The sequence below is a fragment of the Sulfurimonas sp. genome (assembly GCF_028713515.1).
Lineage (GTDB): Bacteria > Campylobacterota > Campylobacteria > Campylobacterales > Sulfurimonadaceae > Sulfurimonas.
On the sequence record NZ_JAQTOD010000001.1, the window covers coordinates 357,944 to 382,492 of the forward strand.

The 24,549-nt window shown below is 33.9% G+C and carries 21 protein-coding genes and 1 pseudogene; 15 read left to right on the plus strand and 7 right to left on the minus strand.

Annotated features, from left to right (window positions below; all coding sequences use genetic code 11):
- The first annotated feature begins 17 nt into the window (after positions 1-17).
- The 4 genes from PHV22_RS01810 (at position 18) to PHV22_RS01825 (ending at position 4,220) form a co-directional block, all read left to right on the plus strand.
- Positions 18-1,832 (plus strand): menaquinone biosynthesis decarboxylase, encoded by a 1,815-nt coding sequence (locus PHV22_RS01810; RefSeq protein ID WP_295021256.1) that lies wholly within the window; start codon positions 18-20, stop codon positions 1,830-1,832.
- Between the two features lie 93 nt (positions 1,833-1,925).
- The gene (locus PHV22_RS01815; RefSeq protein WP_295021254.1) at positions 1,926-2,267 is read left to right on the plus strand and encodes a cytochrome C; all 342 of its coding nucleotides are present in this window, start codon (positions 1,926-1,928) and stop codon (positions 2,265-2,267) included.
- Positions 2,268-2,375: 108 nt separating this feature from the next.
- Complete coding sequence (gene argH, locus PHV22_RS01820) at positions 2,376-3,755, plus strand: argininosuccinate lyase (protein ID WP_295021252.1); 1,380 nt, start codon at positions 2,376-2,378, stop codon at positions 3,753-3,755.
- Complete coding sequence (locus PHV22_RS01825; RefSeq protein ID WP_295021250.1) at positions 3,756-4,220, plus strand: OsmC family protein; 465 nt, start codon at positions 3,756-3,758, stop codon at positions 4,218-4,220. It begins immediately after the preceding gene.
- A gap of 214 nt (positions 4,221-4,434) precedes the next feature.
- Here the strand turns inward: PHV22_RS01825 and PHV22_RS01830 are convergent, their stop codons facing one another.
- Both PHV22_RS01830 and PHV22_RS01835 read right to left on the minus strand, forming a co-directional pair.
- Entirely contained in the window at positions 4,435-5,622 is a 1,188-nt protein-coding gene (locus PHV22_RS01830; RefSeq protein ID WP_295021248.1) for a murein transglycosylase domain-containing protein, read from the minus strand.
- Between the two features lie 37 nt (positions 5,623-5,659).
- Positions 5,660-6,025: pseudogene (locus PHV22_RS01835) on the minus strand (histidine triad nucleotide-binding protein); the annotation flags it as partial.
- Between the two features lie 134 nt (positions 6,026-6,159).
- Here PHV22_RS01835 and pheS point away from each other — a divergent pair.
- The 7 genes from pheS to serA all read left to right on the plus strand — a co-directional run bounded on the left by pheS (position 6,160) and on the right by serA (position 15,445).
- Positions 6,160-7,167, plus strand: coding sequence for a phenylalanine--tRNA ligase subunit alpha (gene pheS, locus PHV22_RS01840; RefSeq protein ID WP_295021246.1), 1,008 nt, complete (start codon positions 6,160-6,162; stop codon positions 7,165-7,167).
- The gene (pheT, locus tag PHV22_RS01845) at positions 7,164-9,497 is read left to right on the plus strand and encodes a phenylalanine--tRNA ligase subunit beta (protein WP_295021244.1); all 2,334 of its coding nucleotides are present in this window, start codon (positions 7,164-7,166) and stop codon (positions 9,495-9,497) included. The genes pheS and pheT overlap by 4 nt, the downstream gene beginning before the upstream one ends.
- Positions 9,494-10,771, plus strand: coding sequence for a 3-phosphoshikimate 1-carboxyvinyltransferase (aroA, locus tag PHV22_RS01850; RefSeq protein ID WP_295021242.1), 1,278 nt, complete (start codon positions 9,494-9,496; stop codon positions 10,769-10,771). Before pheT ends, aroA begins: the two co-directional genes overlap by 4 nt.
- 30 nt (positions 10,772-10,801) lie before the next feature.
- Positions 10,802-11,629: a 4-hydroxy-3-methylbut-2-enyl diphosphate reductase gene (locus tag PHV22_RS01855; RefSeq protein WP_295021240.1), complete on the plus strand. Its 828-nt coding sequence runs from the start codon at positions 10,802-10,804 to the stop codon at positions 11,627-11,629.
- Between the two features lie 89 nt (positions 11,630-11,718).
- Positions 11,719-13,371: a 30S ribosomal protein S1 gene (locus PHV22_RS01860; RefSeq protein WP_295021238.1), complete on the plus strand. Its 1,653-nt coding sequence runs from the start codon at positions 11,719-11,721 to the stop codon at positions 13,369-13,371.
- Between the two features lie 5 nt (positions 13,372-13,376).
- A complete protein-coding gene (locus PHV22_RS01865; RefSeq protein ID WP_295021236.1) occupies positions 13,377-13,856 on the plus strand; it encodes a hypothetical protein in 480 nt (159 codons plus the stop codon).
- The gene (gene serA, locus PHV22_RS01870; RefSeq protein ID WP_295021234.1) at positions 13,856-15,445 is read left to right on the plus strand and encodes a phosphoglycerate dehydrogenase; all 1,590 of its coding nucleotides are present in this window, start codon (positions 13,856-13,858) and stop codon (positions 15,443-15,445) included. The genes PHV22_RS01865 and serA overlap by 1 nt, the downstream gene beginning before the upstream one ends.
- A 97-nt stretch (positions 15,446-15,542) precedes the next feature.
- On the opposite strand, the gene PHV22_RS01875 is transcribed toward serA, so the two are convergent.
- The 5 genes from PHV22_RS01875 to PHV22_RS01895 form a co-directional block, all read right to left on the minus strand.
- Positions 15,543-17,225, minus strand: a complete 1,683-nt coding sequence (locus PHV22_RS01875) for an efflux RND transporter permease subunit (RefSeq protein ID WP_295021232.1) — start codon at positions 17,223-17,225, stop codon at positions 15,543-15,545.
- Entirely contained in the window at positions 17,225-18,808 is a 1,584-nt protein-coding gene (locus PHV22_RS01880) for an efflux RND transporter permease subunit (RefSeq protein ID WP_295021231.1), read from the minus strand. Before PHV22_RS01880 ends, PHV22_RS01875 begins: the two co-directional genes overlap by 1 nt.
- 9 nt (positions 18,809-18,817) lie before the next feature.
- Complete coding sequence (locus tag PHV22_RS01885; protein ID WP_295021229.1) at positions 18,818-19,651, minus strand: efflux RND transporter periplasmic adaptor subunit; 834 nt, start codon at positions 19,649-19,651, stop codon at positions 18,818-18,820.
- On the minus strand, positions 19,648-21,018 hold the full coding sequence (locus tag PHV22_RS01890) for a TolC family protein (protein ID WP_295021227.1): 1,371 nt from the start codon (positions 21,016-21,018) through the stop codon (positions 19,648-19,650). The genes PHV22_RS01885 and PHV22_RS01890 overlap by 4 nt, the downstream gene beginning before the upstream one ends.
- A 199-nt stretch (positions 21,019-21,217) precedes the next feature.
- Complete coding sequence (locus PHV22_RS01895) at positions 21,218-22,174, minus strand: HD domain-containing phosphohydrolase (protein WP_295021225.1); 957 nt, start codon at positions 22,172-22,174, stop codon at positions 21,218-21,220.
- 167 nt (positions 22,175-22,341) lie between these two features.
- Between PHV22_RS01895 and PHV22_RS01900 the strand changes: the two genes are divergently transcribed.
- From PHV22_RS01900 to PHV22_RS01915, 4 genes are read left to right on the plus strand one after another with little or no spacing between them, the layout of a single operon-like run.
- Entirely contained in the window at positions 22,342-22,611 is a 270-nt protein-coding gene (locus PHV22_RS01900; RefSeq protein WP_295021223.1) for a hypothetical protein, read from the plus strand.
- Complete coding sequence (locus tag PHV22_RS01905; RefSeq protein ID WP_295021221.1) at positions 22,596-23,228, plus strand: type III pantothenate kinase; 633 nt, start codon at positions 22,596-22,598, stop codon at positions 23,226-23,228. The genes PHV22_RS01900 and PHV22_RS01905 overlap by 16 nt, the downstream gene beginning before the upstream one ends.
- Positions 23,222-23,848: an ATP phosphoribosyltransferase gene (gene hisG / locus PHV22_RS01910; protein WP_295021220.1), complete on the plus strand. Its 627-nt coding sequence runs from the start codon at positions 23,222-23,224 to the stop codon at positions 23,846-23,848. Before PHV22_RS01905 ends, hisG begins: the two co-directional genes overlap by 7 nt.
- Positions 23,848-24,531 carry a class I SAM-dependent methyltransferase gene (locus PHV22_RS01915; protein WP_295021217.1) on the plus strand — a complete coding sequence of 228 codons (684 nt, stop codon included), beginning with the start codon at positions 23,848-23,850 and terminating at the stop codon, positions 24,529-24,531. Before hisG ends, PHV22_RS01915 begins: the two co-directional genes overlap by 1 nt.
- Positions 24,532-24,549: the final 18 nt, after the last annotated feature.

Below are 24,549 nucleotides of genomic sequence, written 5' to 3' on the forward strand. Positions count from 1 at the left end.
AAAACAAAAGAACAACTATGAAAAAAACTATAGAACTGTTAAAAAAAAATAATGAGTTGAGAATTATTAGTGATGAGCTTGATATTTATCTTGAGATTCCTCATTTAGCATATGCAGAGGTAAAGAAAAAAGATGGCGGTAAAGCACTTCTTTTTACTAGCGTTGTTGATAAAAAGAATGGCTTAAAATTTGAAGAGCCTGTTGCTATGAATATTTTTGGCTCATACAAAAGGTGTGAACTACTTTTTGGCAGAACTATAGAGTCTGTTGCTGATGAGATAACAAAGCTTCTTCATATGAAACCACCAGCTAAATTTATGGATAAGTTATCTATGGCAGGTGATTTGTTTGCGCTTAAAAATATATTTCCTAAAAAGTTAAAATCAAAAGGCGCATGTCAAGAGATTAAATATCTGGACGAAAATATAGATTTGTCTAAACTGCCAGTTCTTACTACTTGGGAGCAAGATGGTGGACCTTTTATTACTATGGGGCAGGTTTATACGCAGAGTCTTGATGGCGATATGGTAAATCTTGGTATGTATAGACTCCAAGTTTATGATAAAAATCATCTAGGTATGCACTGGCAGATTCATAAAGACTCTTCTCATTTCTTTGATCAGTATCAAAAAGCTGGTAAAAAAATGCCTGTAAGTGTTGCTATCGGTGGAGACCCGCTCTATACTTGGTGTGCAACCGCTCCACTTCCTTATGGTGTTAATGAGCTACTTATGTATGGACTTATCAAAAAAGAGCCAGCAAAATTAGTAAAATCTCTAACGACCCCACTTTATATACCGCAAGATGTTGATTATGTAATTGAGGGATGGGTTGATACTCAAAATATGAGAATGGAGGGTCCATTTGGAGATCATACTGGCTACTACACACTAAAAGAGTCATATCCAGTTATGGAAGTAAGTGCGATTACTATGAAAAAAAATCGTACTTTTTTAGCTACAGTTGTTGGGAAGCCGCCACTGGAAGATAAGTATATGGGATGGGCGACAGGGAAGATATTTTTTCCACTTTTAAAAACAACCGCACCTGATTTACTTGATTATCATATGCCAGAAAATGCAGGTTTTCATAACCTTATTTTGGCAAAAATGCAACCACATTATAAAGGTCACGCCAAACAGTTTATGCATGCATTTTGGGGTGCAGGGCAGATGAGTTTTGTAAAACATGCTATATTCTTAGATGAAAATTCTCCTAAATTAGACAACTACGAATCTCTAACTTCATACATATTAGATAGATTTACTCCAAAATCACTTTTTATCTCAGAGGGAATTTTAGACGCACTTGATCACTCTTCGCCAGAGTCTTTAGTTGGTGGAAAGCTTGGTATTGATGTAACTGTTGGAAAAAGAATTGAGCCTCCAGAGCTTTTGGGTGATGAGGAACTTCTTGTTAAAGTAAAAGAACTTGTGCCAGATACAGTAGACCTCCATCAGTATATGAGAAGAACTAAAAATCCAATTACGGTAATCTCCATTAAAAAAACAAAAAATGTAAAAGAGCATTTTAATGCGCTTACTAAACTAAGTTCAAATTTAAGAGTAGTTATTTTTGTTGATGAGCTTAAAAATGATATTTTTAATCCATATATGTTAATTTGGAGAGTCACTAACAATATGGATGCTATTAGAGATATTTATATATCAGATCCTATGGTTGCTATTGATGGAACAACAAAAAATTTGTTAGATGGATTTACTAGAGAGTGGCCAGATGATGTTGACTGTACAGAGTCTGTTGTTGAGTCATTAAAGCAAAGAGACATCTGGGATTTAGATGATAAAATATATAAAAAATTTCAATTATAGCTGCATGTGAAAAAAAGTATTCTTTGTGCTATTTTATAAGGTTCGTATAATAAATAGTTGTGTACTATAATTAATTATTATTAAGGCTAACTCATGAATAAATTTTTAATCGTCGTATCGTCCTTTTTTCTTTTGAGCTCTATGGATTGTAGTGCTGCTGTCTATAAAGGTCAAAAAGAGTATGTTAAAAAGTGTGTAATTTGTCATCATGCTGGACAAGAGTTTATAGCTACTAAGAAAAAAAGAGAGTGGGCAAGCCTAATGAGAAATGGTGGAGAGGCATTGGCCCAAATTCATATTGAAAGCAAAAATAGAAAAGCTGAACCATCTGTTGAATATTTTCAGAGTGATGACTTCGCCAGTAGTGCTAAACACTTGAAAGATTTTATGAAAGAGTACGCGCAAGATAGTGGAAATGTACCAGCTTGTAATTAATATAAATCTTCACAGGTAGAGTTTTCTCTATCTGTTTTTGTCCCTCTTTAATTTTGTAAAATCATATAATTTAGCTAAAATACCGAACTTTTTACTACTGGAGAAATCATGGACAAAATGTGGTCAGGTCGTTTTTCTGCAACTGCTTCAACACTCTTGGATCAATTTAATGCATCTATTATGTTTGATAGAAAACTTTATCGTGAAGATATTGAGGGTTCATTGGCTCATGCCGCAATGCTAACCAAACAAGGAATTTTAACCACAGAAGAGTTTCACCAAATAAGTGATGGTTTGAGTCAAGTTATGATAGAGATAGAATCAGGCGAATTTGAGTGGAAGATTTCAGATGAAGACTTGCATATGGCTATTGAGAAGCGCCTAACGGCAATTATTGGCGATACTGGAAAAAAACTTCACACCGCAAGAAGTAGAAATGATCAAGTTGCGGTTGATTTTCGTCGTTATGTTCTGAGAAAAAATTTAGAGATAGTTGATGCTCTTAAACTTTTGATGAGTGAGATTTTAGTGGTTGCTCATAAACATACGGAAACCTTGCTCCCAGGGATGACACATCTTCAGCATGCTCAACCAATTAACTTTGGTTTTCATTTGGGTGCTTATTTGTCAATGTTTAAAAGAGATATTGAGAGATTTGAAAGCTCACATAAAAGAAACAATGTCTCTCCCCTTGGCTGTGCTGCACTCGCTGGAACACCACATAATATCAATAGAGATATGACAGCGGAACTTTTGGGATTTGATGAAGTTAGCATCAACTGTCTAGATACTGTTAGTGACAGGGATTTCGCATTAGAGATTTTGTTTGGCATCTCAACTATGATGATGCACATATCGAGACTCAGCGAAGAACTTGTTATGTGGTCTAGTTATGAGTTCGCATTTGTTGAGCTTAGCGATGAGTACTCGACTGGCTCTTCTATTATGCCACAAAAGAAAAATCCTGATGTTCCAGAACTCTTACGCGGAAAAACAGGAAGAGTTTATGGCTCACTTATGGGACTTCTAACTGTTATGAAGGGGCTTCCTTTGGCGTATAACAAAGACACGCAAGAGGATAAAGAGGGTGTTTTTGATGCAGTTGAGACTGCTGAAATATCTTTAGCGATATTAAAAGAAGCAATCAAAACTATGCAGGTAAAACCTCACAACATGCTCAAAGCTTCTAAGGTTGGGCATTTAAGCGCTACGGATTTAGCTGATTATCTGGTACAAAAATGCAATATTCCATTCCGCGAGGCTCATTTTATAACAGGAAAAGCTGTTGCAAAAAGTGAAGAGTTGAAAATTGACTTAAGCGATATTGAGCTCAAGTATCTTCAAGATATAGATAGCAGAATAGGTGGTGATGTTTTGGAATTTTTATCCATCACAAACTCAATGAACGCGAGAACCTCCGCCGGTGGAACTGCTAGCATCAGAACAAAAGAACAACTGCAATATTTTAAAACTTTTTTGGAGAAGTAGATGAAAGTAACCGTATCGCACCAAGATGGAATGAAGTTTGAAGCAAAAACTGAAAAAAGTAGCTTTATAATCGACTGCCCAACAATTTCACCTGTTGAGTATTTTCTAGCAGGAGTTATCTCATGCAGTGCAACTGACATAGTTTTGCTACCTAAAAATCAAGGTAAAACGGTATCTAATTTGGCTATAGATGGCGAAGTTGTCAGAAACGAAGAACAACCAAGAAAGTTCAATCAGCTTCATTTGACATATAGATTCAACTCAGATGCTGATGATATAATGGCTTCAAGATGGGTTATGGCATCGTTGGAGACATACTGTTCAACTATAAATACTATCCGAGACACAACGGAGATTTCATACTCTATAATTCACAATGGAAACATTGTTTGTGAAAACCAAAAGATGATTTCAGGTGGTGGAGCAAAGATTGATTTGGGAAAAATAGAGTCTTGCCCAAGCTAATCTAGTAAGTTGGTATAGTTAATGCTAATGCTGCATATAGACTAAATAAACATGGTCTTATGTAGGAGATATTATGCTAGAAGCTGTTTTTGTACTACTGTTATTTGCTATTGTGGCAATAGTTACTTATGAACTAAAAGCCATGTTCAGCAGAAGAGAATGGGGTGAAAATTCTAAATCGCTTTTTTAGAATTTCTCCACCCTCTTTAAATATTTACTCACTATAAATTTTCTCATATATGGTAATTCTACTAAGCACATTTTTAAGATAATTTTTCGGTTCTTCATATTTTAGGTCACTAAGAAGCTTATTGTATACATCATCCGCTGTCATACTATTTATAATTAACGCTGCTTTTTTCATGTCATTGCTTTTTACAAATGCCCATGCTACATTTCCGCCACCAGTATTATAGGCCGCAACGGTGCAGTAAAGACGGCTTTGTGGATCTTTTATCTCTTTTAGATATTTGTAATAAAGTATATGTAAATATGCAGAACCAATAGTTATATTATTTGTACTATTATATAGATATTCATCACTCATCAATTTCTTTTCACTGTATAAAAATTGGTATGTATCTAATCCTGCGCTGCTTGGAACTATTTGCATGAGACCATATGCCGGAATAAAAGATCTTGCATATGGATTAAAGCAGCTCTCAGTATGTATAACAGCGTAAATTAATGAGATAGGTATTTGTTGCTTAAGTGAATGCTCTTTTACATCACTATAAAATATTTTTGACCTCTCTAGTGTTGCATTGTCTGGCATCTTTACGCTTAGTGTGTAAATCTTATCATTTCTAATTTTGCTTGATTCTTTTGATGATATATCTAGATCGTCTGTATTTTTATCTACAAACTCTTTTAAACTATTTTGTGTTGGCGATTTTCCAAGCATGATACCAGAGAGTATCGGTTCTGCTTTTGTTGGGGCGTCAACAATACCATCTGGCTTAGCTATTTTTTGTAGTTTTTGCTCTAATGGATCACTCTCCTGGACCTTTTTTGTATCAATAGTGACAACTCTTGCTAGGGCTTGACGGAGTTTTTGTCTCGCTTCGTTTGGGTTTGAAGAGATTACCTCAATGGTTATTTTTTCATGCTCAAAATCCACGCTGGTTCTTATTTTTTTATCTAAAGTATAAGAGACCCAATTTTTTTTATCAGAGAGCTTTGGATCATCCCAGTAGGCTCCAACCTCTTTTTTGTAATCAAGTATTGCTTTTTCTTGAGCTTTTTTATAGTTTTCAAACTCTCTATTTGTCTCTTTTTTGAATGTATCAAATTTAGAGTTTTCTTTTTGAAATCCTTGCATCTGCTCTCTTGCAAAGTCATCCGCACTTTGGGCGCTAAGCAGAGTTACTGTTGAGGAGATTATTATAATTTTTTTAATCATTTCAATTCCATTTTTTTAATTAAAGACAGTGTTAATGTTATAAAAATACTTTAGGATCGGTGTCGCTTAAGTGCGTCCAAGCTAGTTTTGCACCACCGAGTATGTGAAAATGAAGATGTTTTACCTCTTGCCCACCATCATCGCCAACATTAGTAATAACTCTATATCCGCTATCTTTGAGGTTCATTTCGTTAACAACTTCATGAATAAAAAGTGTCATTTTTGCCATTATATTTGAATCTACATCATTAAAGCTTTCAACATGAGTTTTTGGAATTACAAGTATATGAACTGGAGCCTTTGGATTTATGTCATGAAATGCTATAAATTCATCATTTTCTAGTACTGTATTTGATGGAATTTTATGATTAGATATTTTGCAAAATAAACACATTTTCTTTCCTTTATTTCTTGTTCTTGTGGGCTAATTATATAAAAAAATTCTTTTATTCTAGCATACAAACAGGTAAATGAAGCTATATGTAAAATATATTTGACTATAATCCATATTAAAATTTAAGAGGATATTTTCCTCTAATGAGTGAGATAATTTTGAAAAAATGGTATGACGCAATAAGAGAGGCACAGAGTGTTGAGAGCATCGAAGATATTCGCATATCTGTGTTTGGTAAAAAGGGTGTTTTAGCGGAAGAGTTTGCTAAAATGAAAACAGCATCAGATGAAGAAAAATCAAAAATAGCACAAGAGTTAAATATTCACAAGAATGAACTTATGAATGAGCTAAACAGTAGAAAAATAGTTCTTCAAACAGTAGAGTTGCAAGAGGCCATGAAGGCTGAAGCTATTGATGTATCTCTTTTTAGTTCACAAAGTCAAGCAGGAGCTCTTCATCCTGTGATTGAGACAATGGATAGAATTGTTGAGTATTTTTCAAGTATGAATTTTGCTATAAAAACAGGGAATATGGTTGAGGATGATTTCAATAACTTTGAAGCTCTAAACCTCCCTAAATATCATCCAGCTCGTGATATGCAAGACACATTTTATTTTAAAGACGAGATGCTTCTTCGTACACATACTTCGCCAGTTCAGATAAGAACGATGATGGGCACAAAACCACCGATTCGTATGATAGCTCCAGGTGCTGTTTTTCGCCGTGATTATGATATTACACACACGCCTATGTTTCATCAAGTTGAAGGTCTTTTAGTGGACGAAGAGGGGAAAGTTTCATTTGCAAATCTAAAGTATATTTTAGAGGATTTTTTAAAGTATATGTTTGGTGATGTAAAAGTCAGATTTCGTCCATCTTTTTTCCCTTTCACTGAACCATCGGCGGAGGTAGATATCTCTTGTGTTTTTTGTAGTGGAGATGGCTGTAGGGTTTGTTCAAAAACTGGTTGGCTGGAAGTTCTGGGTTGTGGAATAGTTGATCCAAATGTGTTTGAAGCAGTTAAATATAAAAATGTAAGTGGTTACGCTTTTGGTTTAGGTGTTGAGAGATTTGCAATGCTTATCCATCAAATAGGAGATCTTCGCTCGCTTTTTGAGGGAGATATTAAGTTGTTGGAGCAGTTTCGATGATAGTTACTAAAAGTTGGTTAAATGAGTGGGTTGATTTAAGCGGAATCACGACAGATGATTTGGTTAAAACACTTAACTCAATAGGTTTAGAAGTTGATAGCGTGAAAACATATAAAATTCCAAACAAGATAATATTTGGTCGAGTTCTTGAGTGTGTTAAGCATCCAGAGGCAGATAAACTTAGTGTTTGTCAGGTTGACATTGGAGAGAGTACTCGTCAAATTGTATGCGGTGCATCTAATGTTAGAGCAGGTTTAACCGTCGTTGTAGCAACTATCGGCGCTGTAATGCCAAGTGGTTTAGTAATAAAACCGGTAAAGCTTCGCGGTATCGAATCAGATGGTATGATATGTTCTGCGAGTGAGATAGGACTAGAAGATCTGCAAGATGGGATTTTAGAGCTTGATGGCAGTATCGGTAAGTTTAAGCTAGGTCAAGAGGTTTGCACAAACACTTTTTTTAATGATGATATAATAGAGATAGAACTAACAGCAAATCGTGGTGACTGTTTAAGCATAAGGGGTGTTGCTAGAGACCTAGGTGCCGCATATGATAGAATTTTAAAAGATAAAAATATAAAAGAGAATGAAGAAAAAAGAGTTGGTATTGGTAGAGTTTTAACTTTCTCTCATGAAAATAATCTAGATGTTTCTGTGCGATACAAGGCTGTGGATGTAGAAAATATAAATTTACCTTTTATTATAAAGCTCAGATTAGCTCAAATTAATGAGAAAAAATCCACAAATATAGACTCTATATTGCTCTATGCAACACATAGCAGCGGCGTAATCTTAAGAGCATATAGTCATGAGTTCCTCTCTGTAAATAAAGAGAGCATGGCAAAAATAGAGTTAGTCAAAGATAATAATGGATTTGTTTGTGTTATGGCACAAAATAGGGCTTCTGTTGTAGGTGTTATTCAGGATGAGGAGTCTAGAATTAGCGTCGATAATGGAGTTATTTTTATTGAAGCGAGCTATATATCGCCAGAGATAATTTCTAGAAAAATGCAAGAAGTTAAAATAAATTCTGACGCACTATATTATAAAACATCAAGAGGAAGCGAACCTGAGTTAAATGTAGGCCTTGATTTTTGCCTAAACCTCATCGAGCTCAACTCATCGTCAGTTGTTTATGGTGGTGCAATCGAGTATGCCAAAGTAGATGAGGATAGAATAATAAATGTAACCAAATCTGAGATTGATGAGATTATTGGTGCAAATATTGACAAGGCAAAAATTGCAAATATATTAAAGAATCTAGGCTTTAACAAAATCAAATCTTCAACTGACTCTTTCGTTGTCTTGGTTCCTAAATTTAGACATGATATATACAACAAACAAGATATAGCTGAAGAGATTGTTCGTCTTGTTGGGATTGATAATATTCCATCGAAAGCTTTTGCATTTACAGAAGAAAACAGACTAAAAGATGACTATTTTAGCTATAAAAAGAGATCAATATATAGACACAAAGCAGCCTATAGTGGCTTTTTTGAGTCAGTAAGTTTTGTTTTTGATGATAAAAAAACTCTAAAAAAATATGGTTTCGAGACAGTTGATGAAAGTTTGGAGCTGCTAAATCCAATTATCAGCACTTTGGATACGCTTAGAACAACGCTGCTTACAGGGCTTTTAAAATCAGCATCTCATAATAGTAAAAATGGTTACTCATCAATAAAACTTTTTGAAGTTGGTTCGGTATTTAATTCAAAAAGAGAAGAATCGATGAAAATGGCGATGCTTTTTAGTGGTTACAGAGAGTCTGAAAACTTAACTAACTCTGGAAAACCTATGAAGGTTGATTTTGCACTATTTGCTCAAGCATTATCTGATATCGTAGGTAGTTTTGAACTACAACAATATAATACAGCACATTCACTATCTCACATATACCAATGTGCTAAAGTGTTAATAGATGGCAAGCCAATTGGAGAGCTTTTCCGTCTTCATCCAGATGTTGAAAATTGCTATGATTTAGATGTAACATTTATGTGCGAACTTGATTTTGACAAACTTCCAAATGAGCTAAAGAGAGCAAAAAAATCATCAAAATATCAAGCTTCTTTTAGAGATTTAAGTATCATAATGCCAAAAAAAATGAGTTATGAAAAAGTTAAATCAACAATTGAATCATCCGCAAGCAGTGAGCTTGTCCGTTTTTATGTTGTTGATAAATATAGCGATAAATCTCTTGGTGAAAATATGAGTTTGTCTATCCGTTTTATTTTACAATCTTTTGAAAAAACATTAGAAGAGGATGATATTTCAAGTGTAATGGATAGCATCTTGGAGTCACTTAAAAATAAACTCGGAGTTGGACTCAGATGAACAGCGTAGAAGTTACTAAATCGTGTAAATTTTCACTCTCTATTTCTGATATTGCTCCTGATAAATCTATATCCCATAGATGTGCTATGTTCTCAATGCTGGCAGAGGGAACAAGTGAGATAACTAATTTTTTAAGGGCCGAAGATACCATGAACACACTAAGTATCGTTAAAAATCTTGGCGCAATAGTTAGTGATGATGGTATTACAATCAAGATAAGTTCAGGTGGTATAAAAGAGAGTAGTGAAATTTTAGATTGTGGTAATTCCGGAACAGGAATGAGACTTTTTTGTGGACTTTTAAGCTCTGCAGATGGTCATTTTATATTAAGTGGAGATGAGTATCTTCGTCGCCGTCCCATGAAGAGAGTAACGGCTCCACTTCGCGATATTGGTGCAAAGCTTGATGGAAGAAACAACGGAGATTTGGCTCCGCTAAGCATAAGAGGAGCTTCCTTAAAAGCCTTTAATTATGAGAGCAAAATTGCATCAGCGCAAGTTAAAAGTGCCATGATTCTGGCTGCTCTTAGAGCAGATGGAGTATGCACATATAGTGAACCAGAGCTAAGTCGTGACCATACGGAGAGAATGCTAAAGGGAATGGGTGCAGAGATTGAAGTGAATGGTTTAACTACGATAATCAAGCCTATGAAAAAACTTTTAAATCCTCTTAATATTAGAGTTCCAGCCGATCCATCAAGTGCATTTTTCTTTGCTGTTGCTGCTGCCATAACTCCTGATTCTGATGTTATTCTGGAAGGCGTCACCCTAAATATAACAAGAATTGAAGCTTTTAAAGCGTTAGAGAGGATGGGCGCGGATATAAAGTATGAGATTACGGAGAGTAAATATGAGCCAATCGGAAACATACATGTAAGGTATGCTCCGCTTGAAGCAATTACTATTGAAGATAATATTTCATGGCTCATAGATGAACTTCCAGCACTCTCTATAGCGTTTGCGTGTGCGGATGGTATTAGTATTGTAAAAAATGCCGAGGAACTTCGTGTAAAAGAGAGTGACAGGATCTCAACTGTCGTAAATGGTCTAAGGGCTTGTGGCATAGAGGTTGAAGAGTTTGAAGACGGCTATAGCGTAGTTGGTGGAGAGTTAAAAAAAGCTACAATAAACAGCCATGGAGACCATAGAATTGCTATGAGTTTTATTATTGCTGGAATGAGATGCGGAATGGTTGTTAAGGATATTGATTGTATCAACACCTCGTTTCCAAACTTTTTCGAAATAGTTGAAAAAATTACTAGAATAGATAAATAAAAACCTTTTTTACTAAGGAGAAAAACAGTTATGAAAATTGAATTAGCTGAAAATTATGGATTTTGCTTTGGTGTAAAAAGAGCTATAAAAATTGCCGAAGAGAATAAAAACTCAACAACATATGGCCCATTAATCCATAATTCAAAAGAGATTGAAAGATTAGAAAAAGACTTTAATGTTGGTTTGGCAAATAATCATAAGAGTTTTTTATCTGGCGACAAAGCTGTAATTCGTACTCATGGAATACCTAAGGACGAGCTAGCAGAACTAAAAGCAAACAGAGTAGATGTTGTTGATGCAACTTGTCCCTATGTAACAAAGCCACAGCAAATTTGTCAGGAGATGAGTGAGGCTGGATATGAAATAATTATTTTTGGTGACGAGGCTCATCCTGAAATAAAAGGTGTTAAGAGCTATGCAACCTTTGGTGCTATAGTTGTAACATCCTCAAAAGAACTTATAGATGTTAAATTGAAAGACAAAATAGCACTAGTAGCACAAACAACAAGACGCGTTGAAGATTACATGGAAGTTGCTAATTATTTGATTCCTCGCTACAAAGAAGTTAGAGTATTTAACACTATCTGCAATGCAACATTTGAAAATCAAGAAGCTGTAAAAAAGATCTCTACTAAAGCTGATATTATGATAATAATTGGTGGAAAAGATTCATCTAATACAAAACAACTCTTTAGCATCTCAAAGGATAACTGCAAAGATAGCTATCATATAGAAGATGAGAATGATTTAGACTATGAATGGTTTAAAAATAAAGAGTTCTGTGGAATAAGTGCTGGTGCATCTACTCCAGATTGGATTATACAGAGTGTTGTTAATTCAATTGAAAAAAATTGTTAATATCACTTTTATAATCTCCTATTATTAATAAGAAAATTATTAATAATAGGATACAATCACGAAATTTTTATGTAACAAGAGGATGGGTAATGGCGTTCGATAACGAATTATTTGAAGAAGAAAATTTTGCAGAAATGTTTGCAGCAAGCGAGAAACAGCAAGAGACTAGTCGTATAGTAGAGGGCGAGATTGTTGAGATTCAGGTTGCTGAAAACAGAGCATTAGTAGGTGTTGGCGATAAGCTAGAAGGAGTTCTGAGCTTAGACGAAATCAGTGAAAATGGAGAGCTAAAATTTAAAACTGGTGATAAAATCAAAGTAATGGTAACTGGATACTACAATGAGCGTCCTAAGATATCTTATAAAAAAGTTTTAGAGTTACAAAAAACTATTGATTTTATTGAAAAAAACAAAGAGAATTTTGAAGAGATTATTATTGAAGGTATTATCACTAAGAAAAACCGTGGTGGTTTTGTAGTTGAAGCTGATGATATCTCATTCTTTATGCCTCGTTCATTGGCTGCCTTTAAGGAGACAGATGAAGTAATTGGTCGTAAAATAAAAGCTCAAGTTGTTAAGATTGATGAAGAGCAAAACTCTATAGTTGTATCTCGTAGAAAACTATTCAATGAAGAGAGAAAAAAGAAAAAAGACATCATAGACAAACTTTTAGAAGAAAGCGCAATCGTTGAGGGAACAATCAAGAAAATAACCAGCTATGGAATGTTTGTTGATGTTGGCGGGGTTGATGGTTTAGTTCATTATAATGAAATTAGCTATAAAGGCCCAGTTAATCCATCTAAACTCTATAAAGATGGTGATGTTATAACTGTAAAAGCTATTTCATATGATAAAGACAAGAGGCATCTTTCGCTATCTATAAAAGCTGTTCAATCTGATCCTTGGGCAGAAGTTGAGAGTGAGCTTGATGAGGGTGACACTATTACTGTAACTGTTTCTAATGTTGAAGCTTATGGTGTATTTGTTGATTTAGGAAATGACATTGAAGGCTTCTTGCATATATCTGAGATTTCATGGGATAAAAATGTTAAAAATCCTGCTGATTATTTAAGTGTTGGTCAAGAGATTGATGTTGAAGTTATTGAAATAAATTCTAAAACTCATAAACTTCGTGTTTCGTTAAAGAGACTTTTACCTAAGCCATTTGATGATTTTATGAAGAAACACAGAGAGGGAGATTGTGTAACAGGAACAGTTACATCTTTGACTGATTTTGGTGCCTTTGTCCGCATTTCTGGAGTTGAAGGACTTTTACACAATCAAGATATCTCTTGGGATAAAAATGTTAAATGTAGAGATTTACTAAAAGTCGGCGAAGAGATTGAAGTAAAAATTGCTAAAATAAGCCCAGAAGATCAAAAAATATCCCTAAGCAGAAAAGCTCTTTTGGAGAGTCCAATAGATAAATTTGCAACTACACATAAAATAAATGCTGTTGTTAGTGGGACGATTAGAGATATTAAAGAATTTGGTGTATTTGTATCTTTAGAAAATGGAATTGATGCGTTGATTCGTGATGAAGATTTGTCTCCGCTTGTTAAAAGTGAACTCTCTGTTGGTCAAAAAATTGAAGCAGTTATTGCGGTTATAGATACTCGTCGTGACCGTATCCGCCTATCTGTTAAAAAATTAGATTACATAAAAAATCAAGCAATGCTAGAAGATATTAACGACAATGAATCACACTCGTTGGGTGATTTGATTAAAGATAAATTCAAGTAGATAGCATGCAAAAGATTTTGAAGTGGCTTACTCCGCTTATTGCAATTGGGGTAGCTATTTTTCTTATCTTTTTTTTTATTTCTATAAATTCAAATGAGAATTTAAGAGATGATGTTCAATTAAAACATAAAAGTGAAGTTACTGTAAAAGAGCTAAAGCAAAATTGGTTAGACTACTTTTCTAAAACAGAAAAACTTGGATATTTTTACCCAGTTAATGAAGTTTTTATAAAAATTGATTTAAATGAAAGTGTAGCAACCAGAACAGTATACAAACTCTCCGCACAATCTTTAGATCCATATCAGCTTTTTTGTTTAAAAGAAGAACTCAAACAACATAAATTAAAATATTATCTGAAGCAAGACAAAAGTGGAGTTGAGCTATATGTTTACTCCCAAGACAAAGAGAAGTTAAACTCTCTTGTTGTAGTTCTAAAAAATTATCAAATTTCAGCCAAAATAGGGCTAATCAAAGAGGATATATAATGCAAAAACATACCATAGTGGTTTGTGACCACATTCATGAAGCTGGATTAGAAATGCTTCGAAATGATAAAAATATAAATTTTATCATGGCAGCAGATGAAGATAAAATAAAACTACTTGATATTTTAGCTTCAGCTGATGTAGCAATAACAAGAAGTTCTACTGATGTTGATGAAAAATTTATTGCAGCATCAAAGAACATGAAAGCAATAGTCCGTGCTGGAGTTGGTGTTGATAATGTAGATATTCCTGGCTGCTCAAAAGAAGGTATTATTGTTATGAATGTACCAACTGCAAACACAATTGCTGCGGTTGAACTTACAATGGCGCATATGTTATCTTGTGTAAGAATGTTTCCATATTCACATAACCACTTAAAGCAAGAGAGAGTTTGGAAAAGAGAGAAGTGGTATGGTTATGAACTAAAAGGTAAAAAACTTGGAGTAATTGGCTTTGGCAATATTGGTTCTCGTGTTGCAAAAAGAGCTGCTGCGTTTGAGATGGATATAGTCGCTTACGACCCATACATAAACCCTTCAAAAGTAACTGATTTAAATATGACATATACTAAAAATTTTGATGATATTTTAGCTTGTGATGTTATAACAATCCATACTCCTAAAAATCAAGAAACTATAAATATAATCAATAGTGCTGAGATTTCTAAAATGAAAGATGGTGTTGTTTTGATTAACTGTGCTAGAGGTGGTCTTTACAATGAAGAAGCACTCTATACAGGGCTTACAAATGGTAAAATTAGATTTGCAGGAATTGATGTTTTTGTGAAAGAGCCAGCAATAAATAATCCACTTTTAGACCTTGATAATGTTACGGTTTCTCCACACCTAGGAGCGAACACTTATGAATCTCAATACAATATTGGTGTTCAAGCTGCTGCAAATGCGATACAAGCTGCAAAGGGAATATCGTATCCCAATGCTATGAATCTTCCAATTGATGAATCAAAAATTCCACCTTTTGTTAAACCGTTTTTAGAGATGGGGCAAAAGATTGGTTTTTTAGAGTCTCAGCTTAACAAATCTCAAATAATCGCAATAAAAGTTAGTGGTCAAGGCGAAATAGCAAAATTTGTAGATTCTCTCTCTACATTTGTGGCGGTTGGTGCTATGAGTCAAATGAGTGACGATACGATTAACTATGTGAATGCTGATTTTGTTGCAAAAGAAAAGGGCATAAAAGTAGAGTTTGAAGCATTAAATGACTCAGTTGTTTATAAAAATTTAATTACAATAAAGCTTACAACTGCTGAGGGCGGGACGACTACGATAGGTGCTACAATTTTTGACGATAATGTTTTTAGAATTGTCTCTATTGATTGTTTTGATATCGAAGTAGCACTAAAAGGTGACATGATAATACTTAAAAACCAAGATGTACCAGGCGTTATTGGGCAAATTGGAACAACTTTGGCAAAGTACAATGTAAATATCGCAGATTTTTCACTTGCAAGAAATGATAAAAAGCAAGCCCTAGCTGTTATTTTAGTTGATAGTATTATTAGTGACGATACGCTGGATGAGCTGTTGAAAATTGATGCTTGTATAAGTGTTAGATACGCTCGCTTATAATATGATTTCTTTCACAAATCTTTAGATTTGTGAAGATTATTTCTACATAAAAATTCTATATGTAGTTGTTATAATATAACAACTACAGTTTCCCACTTTAGTCTAAACCAAAATGTCTTTTTAGATCAGCGTTAAACATAAGTATAGGAACAATTATCAAAGATGCAACAACTGCAGCAATAGTTCCAAAGATAAGTGAAACGCCAAGTCCACCAAAAACAGCGTCTCCAGCTAGAAGAGTTGAAGCTAGAATGATGGCAGCGGCTGTTAGAAAGATTGGTTTAGCACGAGTTGCTGTTGCACATGCTATGGCTTCCGCTTTAGCCATTTTTTTATCTCTCATAAGTGATTTTGTAAAGTCTATCAACAGAAGAGAGTTTCTTGAGCTGATTCCTATTAGGGCGATAAATCCAATAAGTGAAGTAGCGGTTAAAAAGAATGTATCAGCTGTAAATATATTCATTATGAAGTGACCAACTATTACTCCTATAATTGACAAGAATGAGCCTAAAAGTATGATTCCGCTTAGAGTATAGCTCTTATAATAAATTACCATAAGTAAAAATATAAGTACGAGTGCCGCGATAAATGCAGCTCCTAGTTCAACAAAAGTATCAAGTGTTACTTTCATCTCTCCATCCCAAACAATCTTATAAATTTCTCCTGTCTTTTTATCTATAAGCTCAAGATCAAACAGACCTATCTTTTGTATATTGTACTCACTACTAAATTTACTAAGTATCTCATTTCTTGCATCCATGAGAGGATAAACTTGTGAAACCATATCTGTCTCCGCCATGACATTTGTAATTTGGTGCAAATCTTTACTCATAATCATAGGATTGGATTTTTTAGGCACAATTTTTACTAGTTCTGTGATGGAGACCATCATCCCTCTTTGGTTCATGAGCTTCAAAGAAGAGAGTTTAGCCTTAAGCGACTCTAAATCTTTAGAGGAGAATTTTTTTGACTCTTTGCTAAGAGATAGGTAAATTGGAACTTGATCATTGATAACATCAGAGTTCTTTACAGCTATTTGCATACCCTCAAATGCTAAATACAATACATCATTCAGTTGTTTTACACTTACTCCAGAGAGAGAGACTTTAGTGCTGTCAACCTCTACTTCAAATGTGTTGTAGATTTCATCTTGCATAACTTCTACATCAACTAAACCACTGGTTTTTTTAAATATACTCTCGACTTTGTTTGATAGCTTCCTTATCCCGTCTGTGTTGCTCCCGTATATTTCAGCAACAAGGGCTGCAAGCACCGGAGGACCAGCTGGAGGTTCAACGAAAGTTATTGTGCTGTTTTTATATATAGAGGCACAACTATTTTGTATATCTTTTCTCATTCTCTGAACCATTAAGTATGACGGCTCTGTTCTGTGATGTTTTTTTGCAAGGTTAACAACAATCTCAGCGACATTTTCAGAATTTTTAAAGTGTGAACCTTTTATGAGTCCTGCAAAATCAAGCGGAGCTCCCATACCTAAAAAGATTTCAAAATCTTCTATCTCTTTCTCTTTTTTTATGTATCCAGAGACGCACTCAGTTACCTCTTTTGTCTGCTCTATTGAACTTCCCTCGGCGAGTGTTGTATATATTGTAAATGTATCGTTGTTTTTGCCTGGAAGCATTTTTGCCAAAACCATTTTACTTGGTGCTATCATCAGTATTGATAAGATAAAAGCTACAAGAGTTGCTAAGAGAATTAAGTTTCTTTTTGCTGGACTTTGAATACCGCCAAGAACAGTGTGTTCAAATTTTTCAAACATTATTTTTTCTCCTCGCTATAAAATTTTGGTTTTTTCAATATTCTAACTGCTAAATATGGTGTAAATATGTAAGCAATAAAAAGCGATGCAATAAGTGCCACAGGAACATTTGCTGGGATTGGTTTCATAAACTGTCCCATCATTTGTCCAACAAATGCCATAGGAACCATTGTCATGATAATTGCCAGAGTTGCGATATTGGTAGGTGCTCCAATCTCATCTGTGGCTTCAATCATGATATCATCCACACTTTTATGCTCAGACTCTTTAGAGTGATAATGTCTATGAATATTTTCTATAACAATAATGGCTGCATCCACTAAGAGTCCAAGCGAGAGCAAAAATGCAAAGAGGGTAATCCTGTTTATAGTCTGCCCGCTCAAATACGCCACAAATAGAGTAATAGCCAAAATAGCTGGGACAGTAAATGTAACTATAAGAGACTCTCTCCAGCCAAGCACTAAAACAAGTAAAATTGCAATAATTACAATGGAGAGCAAGAGATGAAAAACTAGTTCATTAACTGCTTCATCGGCTCTTTGCCCATCATTTCTTGTAATTACATAGTTTATTCCGTCTTTATGCAGAAGTTTTTCATAATGTTTAAGTTCTGTTTTAACGGCATCTGCGATTAAAACAGCATTCGTTCCTTGGAGTTTTGACACCGTTAGAGTTACTTGATTTGCAAGAGGGGAAAAAGTTCCTTTTTCGTCTTTTTTACTGATAGTTGCTGACTTAAAGTTTTGTATGTCATAAGAGTTTGTGACTTTTGCAATCTGTTTTAAATAAATTGGCGAACCCATATATTGAGCAACGATTATGTTGCCAATATCGTCGGCACTCTCAATGGCATTTTTTACACCAAGCATTACAATTTCATTTGATGAAGTTCTATTTTTTACAGCTGGAACGCTGTATGATAGAGACTCAACTCCTTGAACTATTTGTCCCATAGAGATGTTATATCCAGAGAGTTTCTGCAAATCTACTTCAATGTTAAATTGATGTTTATTTCCACCTTTTAGCTCTGTAACAGCAACATTTTTAAGTCCATTTATATGGTGTTGTATATTTTTTACTTTATCATACAAATCTGTCTTGCTCATATTTTCATTTTTTGAATAAAAAGCAACAGATACAACTGGAATATCCACATCGATATCTAATGGTTTTATGATTGGATTCATAGCACCTTTTGGAAACATTCCAGCATTTTGCATGATTTTGTCATACACTTTTAAGTTTGAACCCTCTTTGGCTTCACCTATAAAAAATGCAGCGTTGACTATCCCTACATTATCCATGGCCATGCCAGATATGTGCTCAACTCCTTTGACCTCTTTTAGCTTTCTCTCGAGCGGTCTAACTATTACTTTCTCAATCTCTGCGGCACTTGCTCCAGGGAGTGCAACGATAACAGTGGAACCACTTACTACCATTTGAGGATTCTCTTCACGAGGCATAATACTAAGTGATAGATACCCAATAGCTAGAACGAAAATACCAAGGATAATAGTCAGCGGATTTCTGATAAATCCAGATGCTAGTTTTCCTGCAATATCTGTTGGTTTATAACTACTCATCTTCAGGCCTTACTCAACAACAACGGTAGCATACATACCTGGATAGATTGATTTGTATATATTTTTAAAAGAGATTTTTATCTTAAATGAGTGTGTCATAGGGTTTGAGCTAGGGATAATCGCGCTAATTATTCCTGTTGTTTTAATGTTTTTTGACGGTATGTTTACAATTACTTTTTTGCCCTCTTTTATGCTTGAAAGATTGTCTTCTGAAATTTCAGCAGAAATTTTAAGGTTACTTAAATCCGATAGTTCAAATGCAGGCATACCAGGCATAGCCATTTCGCCAACATTGATGTTTTTACTTACAATAACACCATCATTAGGAGCTGTAACATTTAAGTAACGATATTGATTTTTTACTTCAAGCAATCTAGCTTGTGCCTGTTCCACCTGTTTTGTAGAAATAGTTATCATATCTGTTAAGTTTTTTTCAGCTAACTCTAAATTTTCAACTTCAAATTTTGAAACCATATCTTTTTCTAAAAGTCTTTTGTGACGCTCAAGGTTTAGTTTTATATTTGTATGTTGATTTTTATACATCTGAAGTGATAACTCCGCTTGTGAAATACCAAGTTGCACTTGTGTTAGTGCAGAATCAATCTCTTTTGAATCAATCGTATAAAGAAGTGACCCTTTTTTAACAAAATCACCCTCTGATACTTTTACATTTGTCACAAAGCCCATAAAGCGACTTGTTATCATTTTCCTATTATCACTTATTACTGCCCCTGAGAGCGTTATGCTCTCTGCCATAAGCGAAGCTGTCATAAGCCCGAGTATTATGATTTTTCTACTGAAACCATTCAGTAGTTTTACGCTTTGTGGTTTATTGTTTATCATTTATTTTCTCCATTTGCTAATTTTTCAAGTGCAAAAACTCTCTCGTTTCGCTTATTTTTTGTCTCTTCTAGTTGTAGAATTTTTTGAATCTGTTCTGATTGTTTTATTACCACATCACTCATTGAAGAGAGTTTTTCTTTATATCTTGTCTCGTAATTTTTATAAATTTCATCAGCAAGTAACAACTCTTTTTCTAACGATTCTATATCTTTATTGAAGCTGTCTATCTCTGTTCTTATCTTCTCAATTTTGAGCTCAATACCACTATTTGCAAGTTCAACTTGCGTTTTTGTCTTTAAATATTCTGCTTTTGACTTTTCAATATTTGCACTATCTATGCCACCGTTAAATATATTCCAAGTAGCTCTAGCGCCAACTGTATAAGAAGAATGATCGCCTGCATTTCCTAGAAAGTTATTATCAGCAGTTGCTACTTCCGCAAATGCCCCAACCATTGGATACAGAGATGATTTTGAAACGCTAATCATACTTTTTTTGATAGACAAAGCACTATTTGCCATTTGAATGTCTAGGTTTTTATTTAATATCTCACTATTAGTCATAGATGGCATTTTTATCTCTAGCGCTGATGTTTGAATAGATGATATTTTTTGATTTAGTAAAAAACTTATGTAATGATAAAGTAATTTCTCGTTTAACTCCAATTGTGAAATCAGTCTCTCAACATTACCTTTTTTGGCCCTAACTTCTAACAAATCAATTTTTTTTGCATAGCCGCTGCTAATCATCTCATTTGTTATATTCTCAAGAGTGTTTATGTTTTGAAGAATAACTTTCAGATTTGAAATAGACTCTTCAAGTAGCGCCATATCATAAAAACTTTTTCTTGTTTCATATATTTTTTCACTTATAACTTGTGATTTTTCAAGCTTCTTGATTTTTTTAATAGAGTTCATAACTTCTTCGTAACTCGTTATTTTAAACCCAGTAAAAACAGGAATTTCATACTTTAGTTTGCTTTGAAAAAAGTTTCTTGAATCTGGATAGTTTAAATCATGTGGCTGAACATTAAGTATGTTTGTTGTTCCTGGCGGAGGTGTTAAAAAATCAGAAAAACCAAAATCCCCAAAAGTTGCCTCTCTTGAAGTAAGTTTAAAGCCAAAAACATTCCCAGCATCGTTTGAGTTTGCAAAATCTTGTATAAAATCAAGCTTACCCAAGTGGCTCCCTGAAACACTTTTGGCATCATGAGTAGCAACTTCTATGTCTAAGGTAGCACTCTTAATCTCTAGATTTTGATTTTTTAATATCTCTACTGCTTCATCTAATGAAAGAGATTGTGAAGCAGCTAAAAGAGAGGCGCTAGTGCATAGTGTTATGAAAAGAGAAGTAAATTTATTTTTCAAAATTATCCTTTTTTATTAGTAAATTAAGGTGTAATTATAACATATATATAGTTTTGTTATATCATAAAGATATTAACTTTTATTTTTTTACTACTACTTTTCTAAAACAGGCATTTTATAGATGAAAATCAATTATATTGTATTGACTCTTATATTAAACCTAAGCATAGATTTGCCAAGGAGCAATAAGTACTTGATACTAGAGTGATTTTATGGCAAGTAGAAGATATTTTATATTGAATTTATTGACCATTGATGGATCTTTTAGCATCATATTTAACGCATCAAATGTTTTGAACTCTTTTCTGTGTGGTCTGCTATTTGTTAGGGCATCAAAAACATCACAGATTCCTAAAATAGAAGCAAAGTTTGATATTCTATCTTTTTTAAACCTTCTTGGATAACCACTACCATCATATCGTTCATGATGGTGCAAGACCCCATCTATTATAAGCAGATCATCTATACCGTTTTGTAAAAGTATATTTATACTATATTGAGAGTGTTGATGGATTTGTTGCGTCTCTTTGTCACTCAATCTGGTCGTTTTATTTAAAGTATCATTAGAGATATTTTTATAACCAACATCATGCAAAAGCGCAGCTGTTCCTATCCTTATAAGATTATTATCATCAAAATCAAGTAGTGCTGCGAGCTTTATTGTATACATTGCTACATGCAGTGAGTGATTTGATAGTTTGTCGCCAACCGATAGATAGGGCATTATATCGCGAATAAATTCTTGTTTATCTTTAATTAGGAAAATAGTTGATTTTACGATGGATTTAACACTCTCTAAATCAATTTTATTCTCTTTGCTACTAAGAAAATTATCAAAAATTTGATTATTGAACTCATATAAAATATCAATAATTTTTTTTAAATCATCTCTGTTCTCGTCAATTAAATCTCTCAAATTATCATGAGCAATGGCTTTGTTGGCAATCTCTTTTTTTAATATATATATGTACTTATATCCAGTTATCTCTGCATAAAGTTCTTCTGTAACTTGAGTGCCAACTTCAATCACCATATAGAAATCTTCATCTTTTTTTATAAAAAGCTCTAGCTCTGTAGCGGTACCAATCTTCAAATCTTTTATGTTGTAGTAATCATAATCTGAGATAATAATTAAGTTGTGTCTTATAAGTTTCATAAGTATAATTGTACTCGACCAACCTTTTATATCTAATTATTGTTGATTGCTAAAGTATAAATTAGATAAAATAAAATTCTAAAATTTAAAAATACTCTATTAAGGCAATATATAAAATGCAAATTGTTGTGGATTCCTTAAGAAAACAGGGAAAAATTTATAAAAAAATGATTGAAATTGCTCCTAAGGATTTAGGTGTAAGAAATAGAATAAAAATTTATAAAGCAACGGACATTACAGGCTATTTTTGGGCTATTTTTGCCGTTAGTCAAAAGAGTAAACTACTTATGAAAGATTTACATAAATTTGAAGAGATATATACAAAATTAACACTTTATTGCGGACATAATTTTAAACACAAAATAATTTTTATAGATGCTCCACTTTGCACAAAAGCCAAAGAGGCATTTTTGGCTCAAGGTTGGAAGATAAAATAATGCTTCTTTGCGATATTGGAAATACCTCTGTACATTTTTTTGATGGAAGCAGAGATTACAAAGAGAGCGTTACTTCATTTGGCCCATCTGTAATTACAGAAAAAATTTACTATATTTGTGTAAATTCCAATTTAAAAAGCAGAGTAAAATTTTTAGAAAATTGGATTGATTTGTCACTGTATATAGATACATTAAAATACTACAAGGGTATGGGGATAGATAGAGTTGCGGCGTGTGAGGCAATCCAAAATGGCATAGTTGTAGATGCTGGAAGCGCTATTACTGTAGATCTTGTAAAAGATGGGATTTTTCAGGGCGGATTTATATATCCTGGGGTTAAAGCTATGGGTGAGGCTTACAAAAATATATCAAGTGCGCTTGAGTGCTCATTTAATTTTGAGCTTGATTTAGATAAAATGCCAAAAAACTCGCAAGACGCTATAAGTTATGGATTTATAAAAACACTTTTTGTTGAAGTGATGTCGCACAATATGGAGATTTACCTGACTGGTGGATATGCAAAAGAGTTTAGTAAAATATTTAAAAGCGCATCTGTTGATGAGTTATTGATATTTAAAGGTATGAAAAATATTATGAAAAAGGCTAATTTATGCTAAGAGTTGCACTTCCAAAGGGTCGTATTGCAAAAGAGACTTTAGAGATTTTTGAGACTATTTTTGGTGATAGTTTTGCTTTCGATGATAGAAAATTAATACTAGATACTCCAAATTTTCGTTTTTTGCTTGTGAGAAATCAAGATGTAGCTACTTATGTCTTTCATCAAGCAGCAGATATTGGTGTGGTTGGGCTCGACACGCTGGAAGAGCAGGGACTTGATGTTATTCGCCTTTTAGACCTAAAGCGTGGCGTTTGTAAAGTTGCTATTGGTATGAAAAAGGGTGAAAAACTTGATCTTAATAAATCTGAAATAAAAGTAGCAACAAAAATGGTAAATATCACGAAGCGCTACTTTGAAGAGCGTGCTGTTTCTGTAGATATTATAAAGCTTTATGGTTCAATAGAGCTTGCACCGCTAATTGGACTCGCTGATATGATAGTTGATGTTGTAGAAACTGGTGCTACTATGGAGCAGAATGGCTTAGAGGTTGTGGAGGATATTATGAGATCTTCAACTTATCTGATTGCCAATAAAAATAGCTATATTGCAAAAAAAGATGAAATTTTAGACATATATAAAAAGATAGAAACAGTTATAAAAGCAGAGCAAAAAGAATAATGACAAATTTAGACCTTTATGCAAAAACCGAACATCTTTTAGGCATAGAAGAGGCGACTGAGGCTCTTTATGATCTTTATCGCTCAGAATTAGACGAGTATGGCATAAAAACACTTTTAGATGTTGGATGTGGTCGTGGCGGTTTTATGAAGCGTATGATTAGCGATGGTGTTAAATGCAAAGGGATTGATTTAAGTGCTGTTATGGTTGAAGAGTGCAAGGAACATGGCTTTGATGCTGAGTGTTTGGATGTAAGCAAAGTTGATGGAAAATATGATGCAGTTGTCGCGATATTTGATGTACTAAACTTTTTAAATGAAGCGGAGTTGTTGAAGTTCTTAGATGCAGTTGCAGATAAACTAAATGAGAGTGGAGTTTTTATGGCGGATATAAACACCCTTTATGGCTTTCGTGATGTCGCTGAAGGCACAATGAGTAGTGAAAATGATAAAGAATTTTTAGTAGTAGATGCTCTGTTTGAAAACGATGAGCTTCATACAAAATTTACTTTTTTTGAGAAAAATCAAGATGCTTCGTACACAAAATATCAAGACACAATTATTCAGTATTATCATAAAATCAAAGTCTTCGAGAAGTTATCGGCGTTGAAGCTTGTAGAAAAGCAGACTTTTTCTCTCTACGATACAAAAGATAAAACACTATTGATTTTTAAAAAAAATTGATTCCATTTAAAGAAGAGA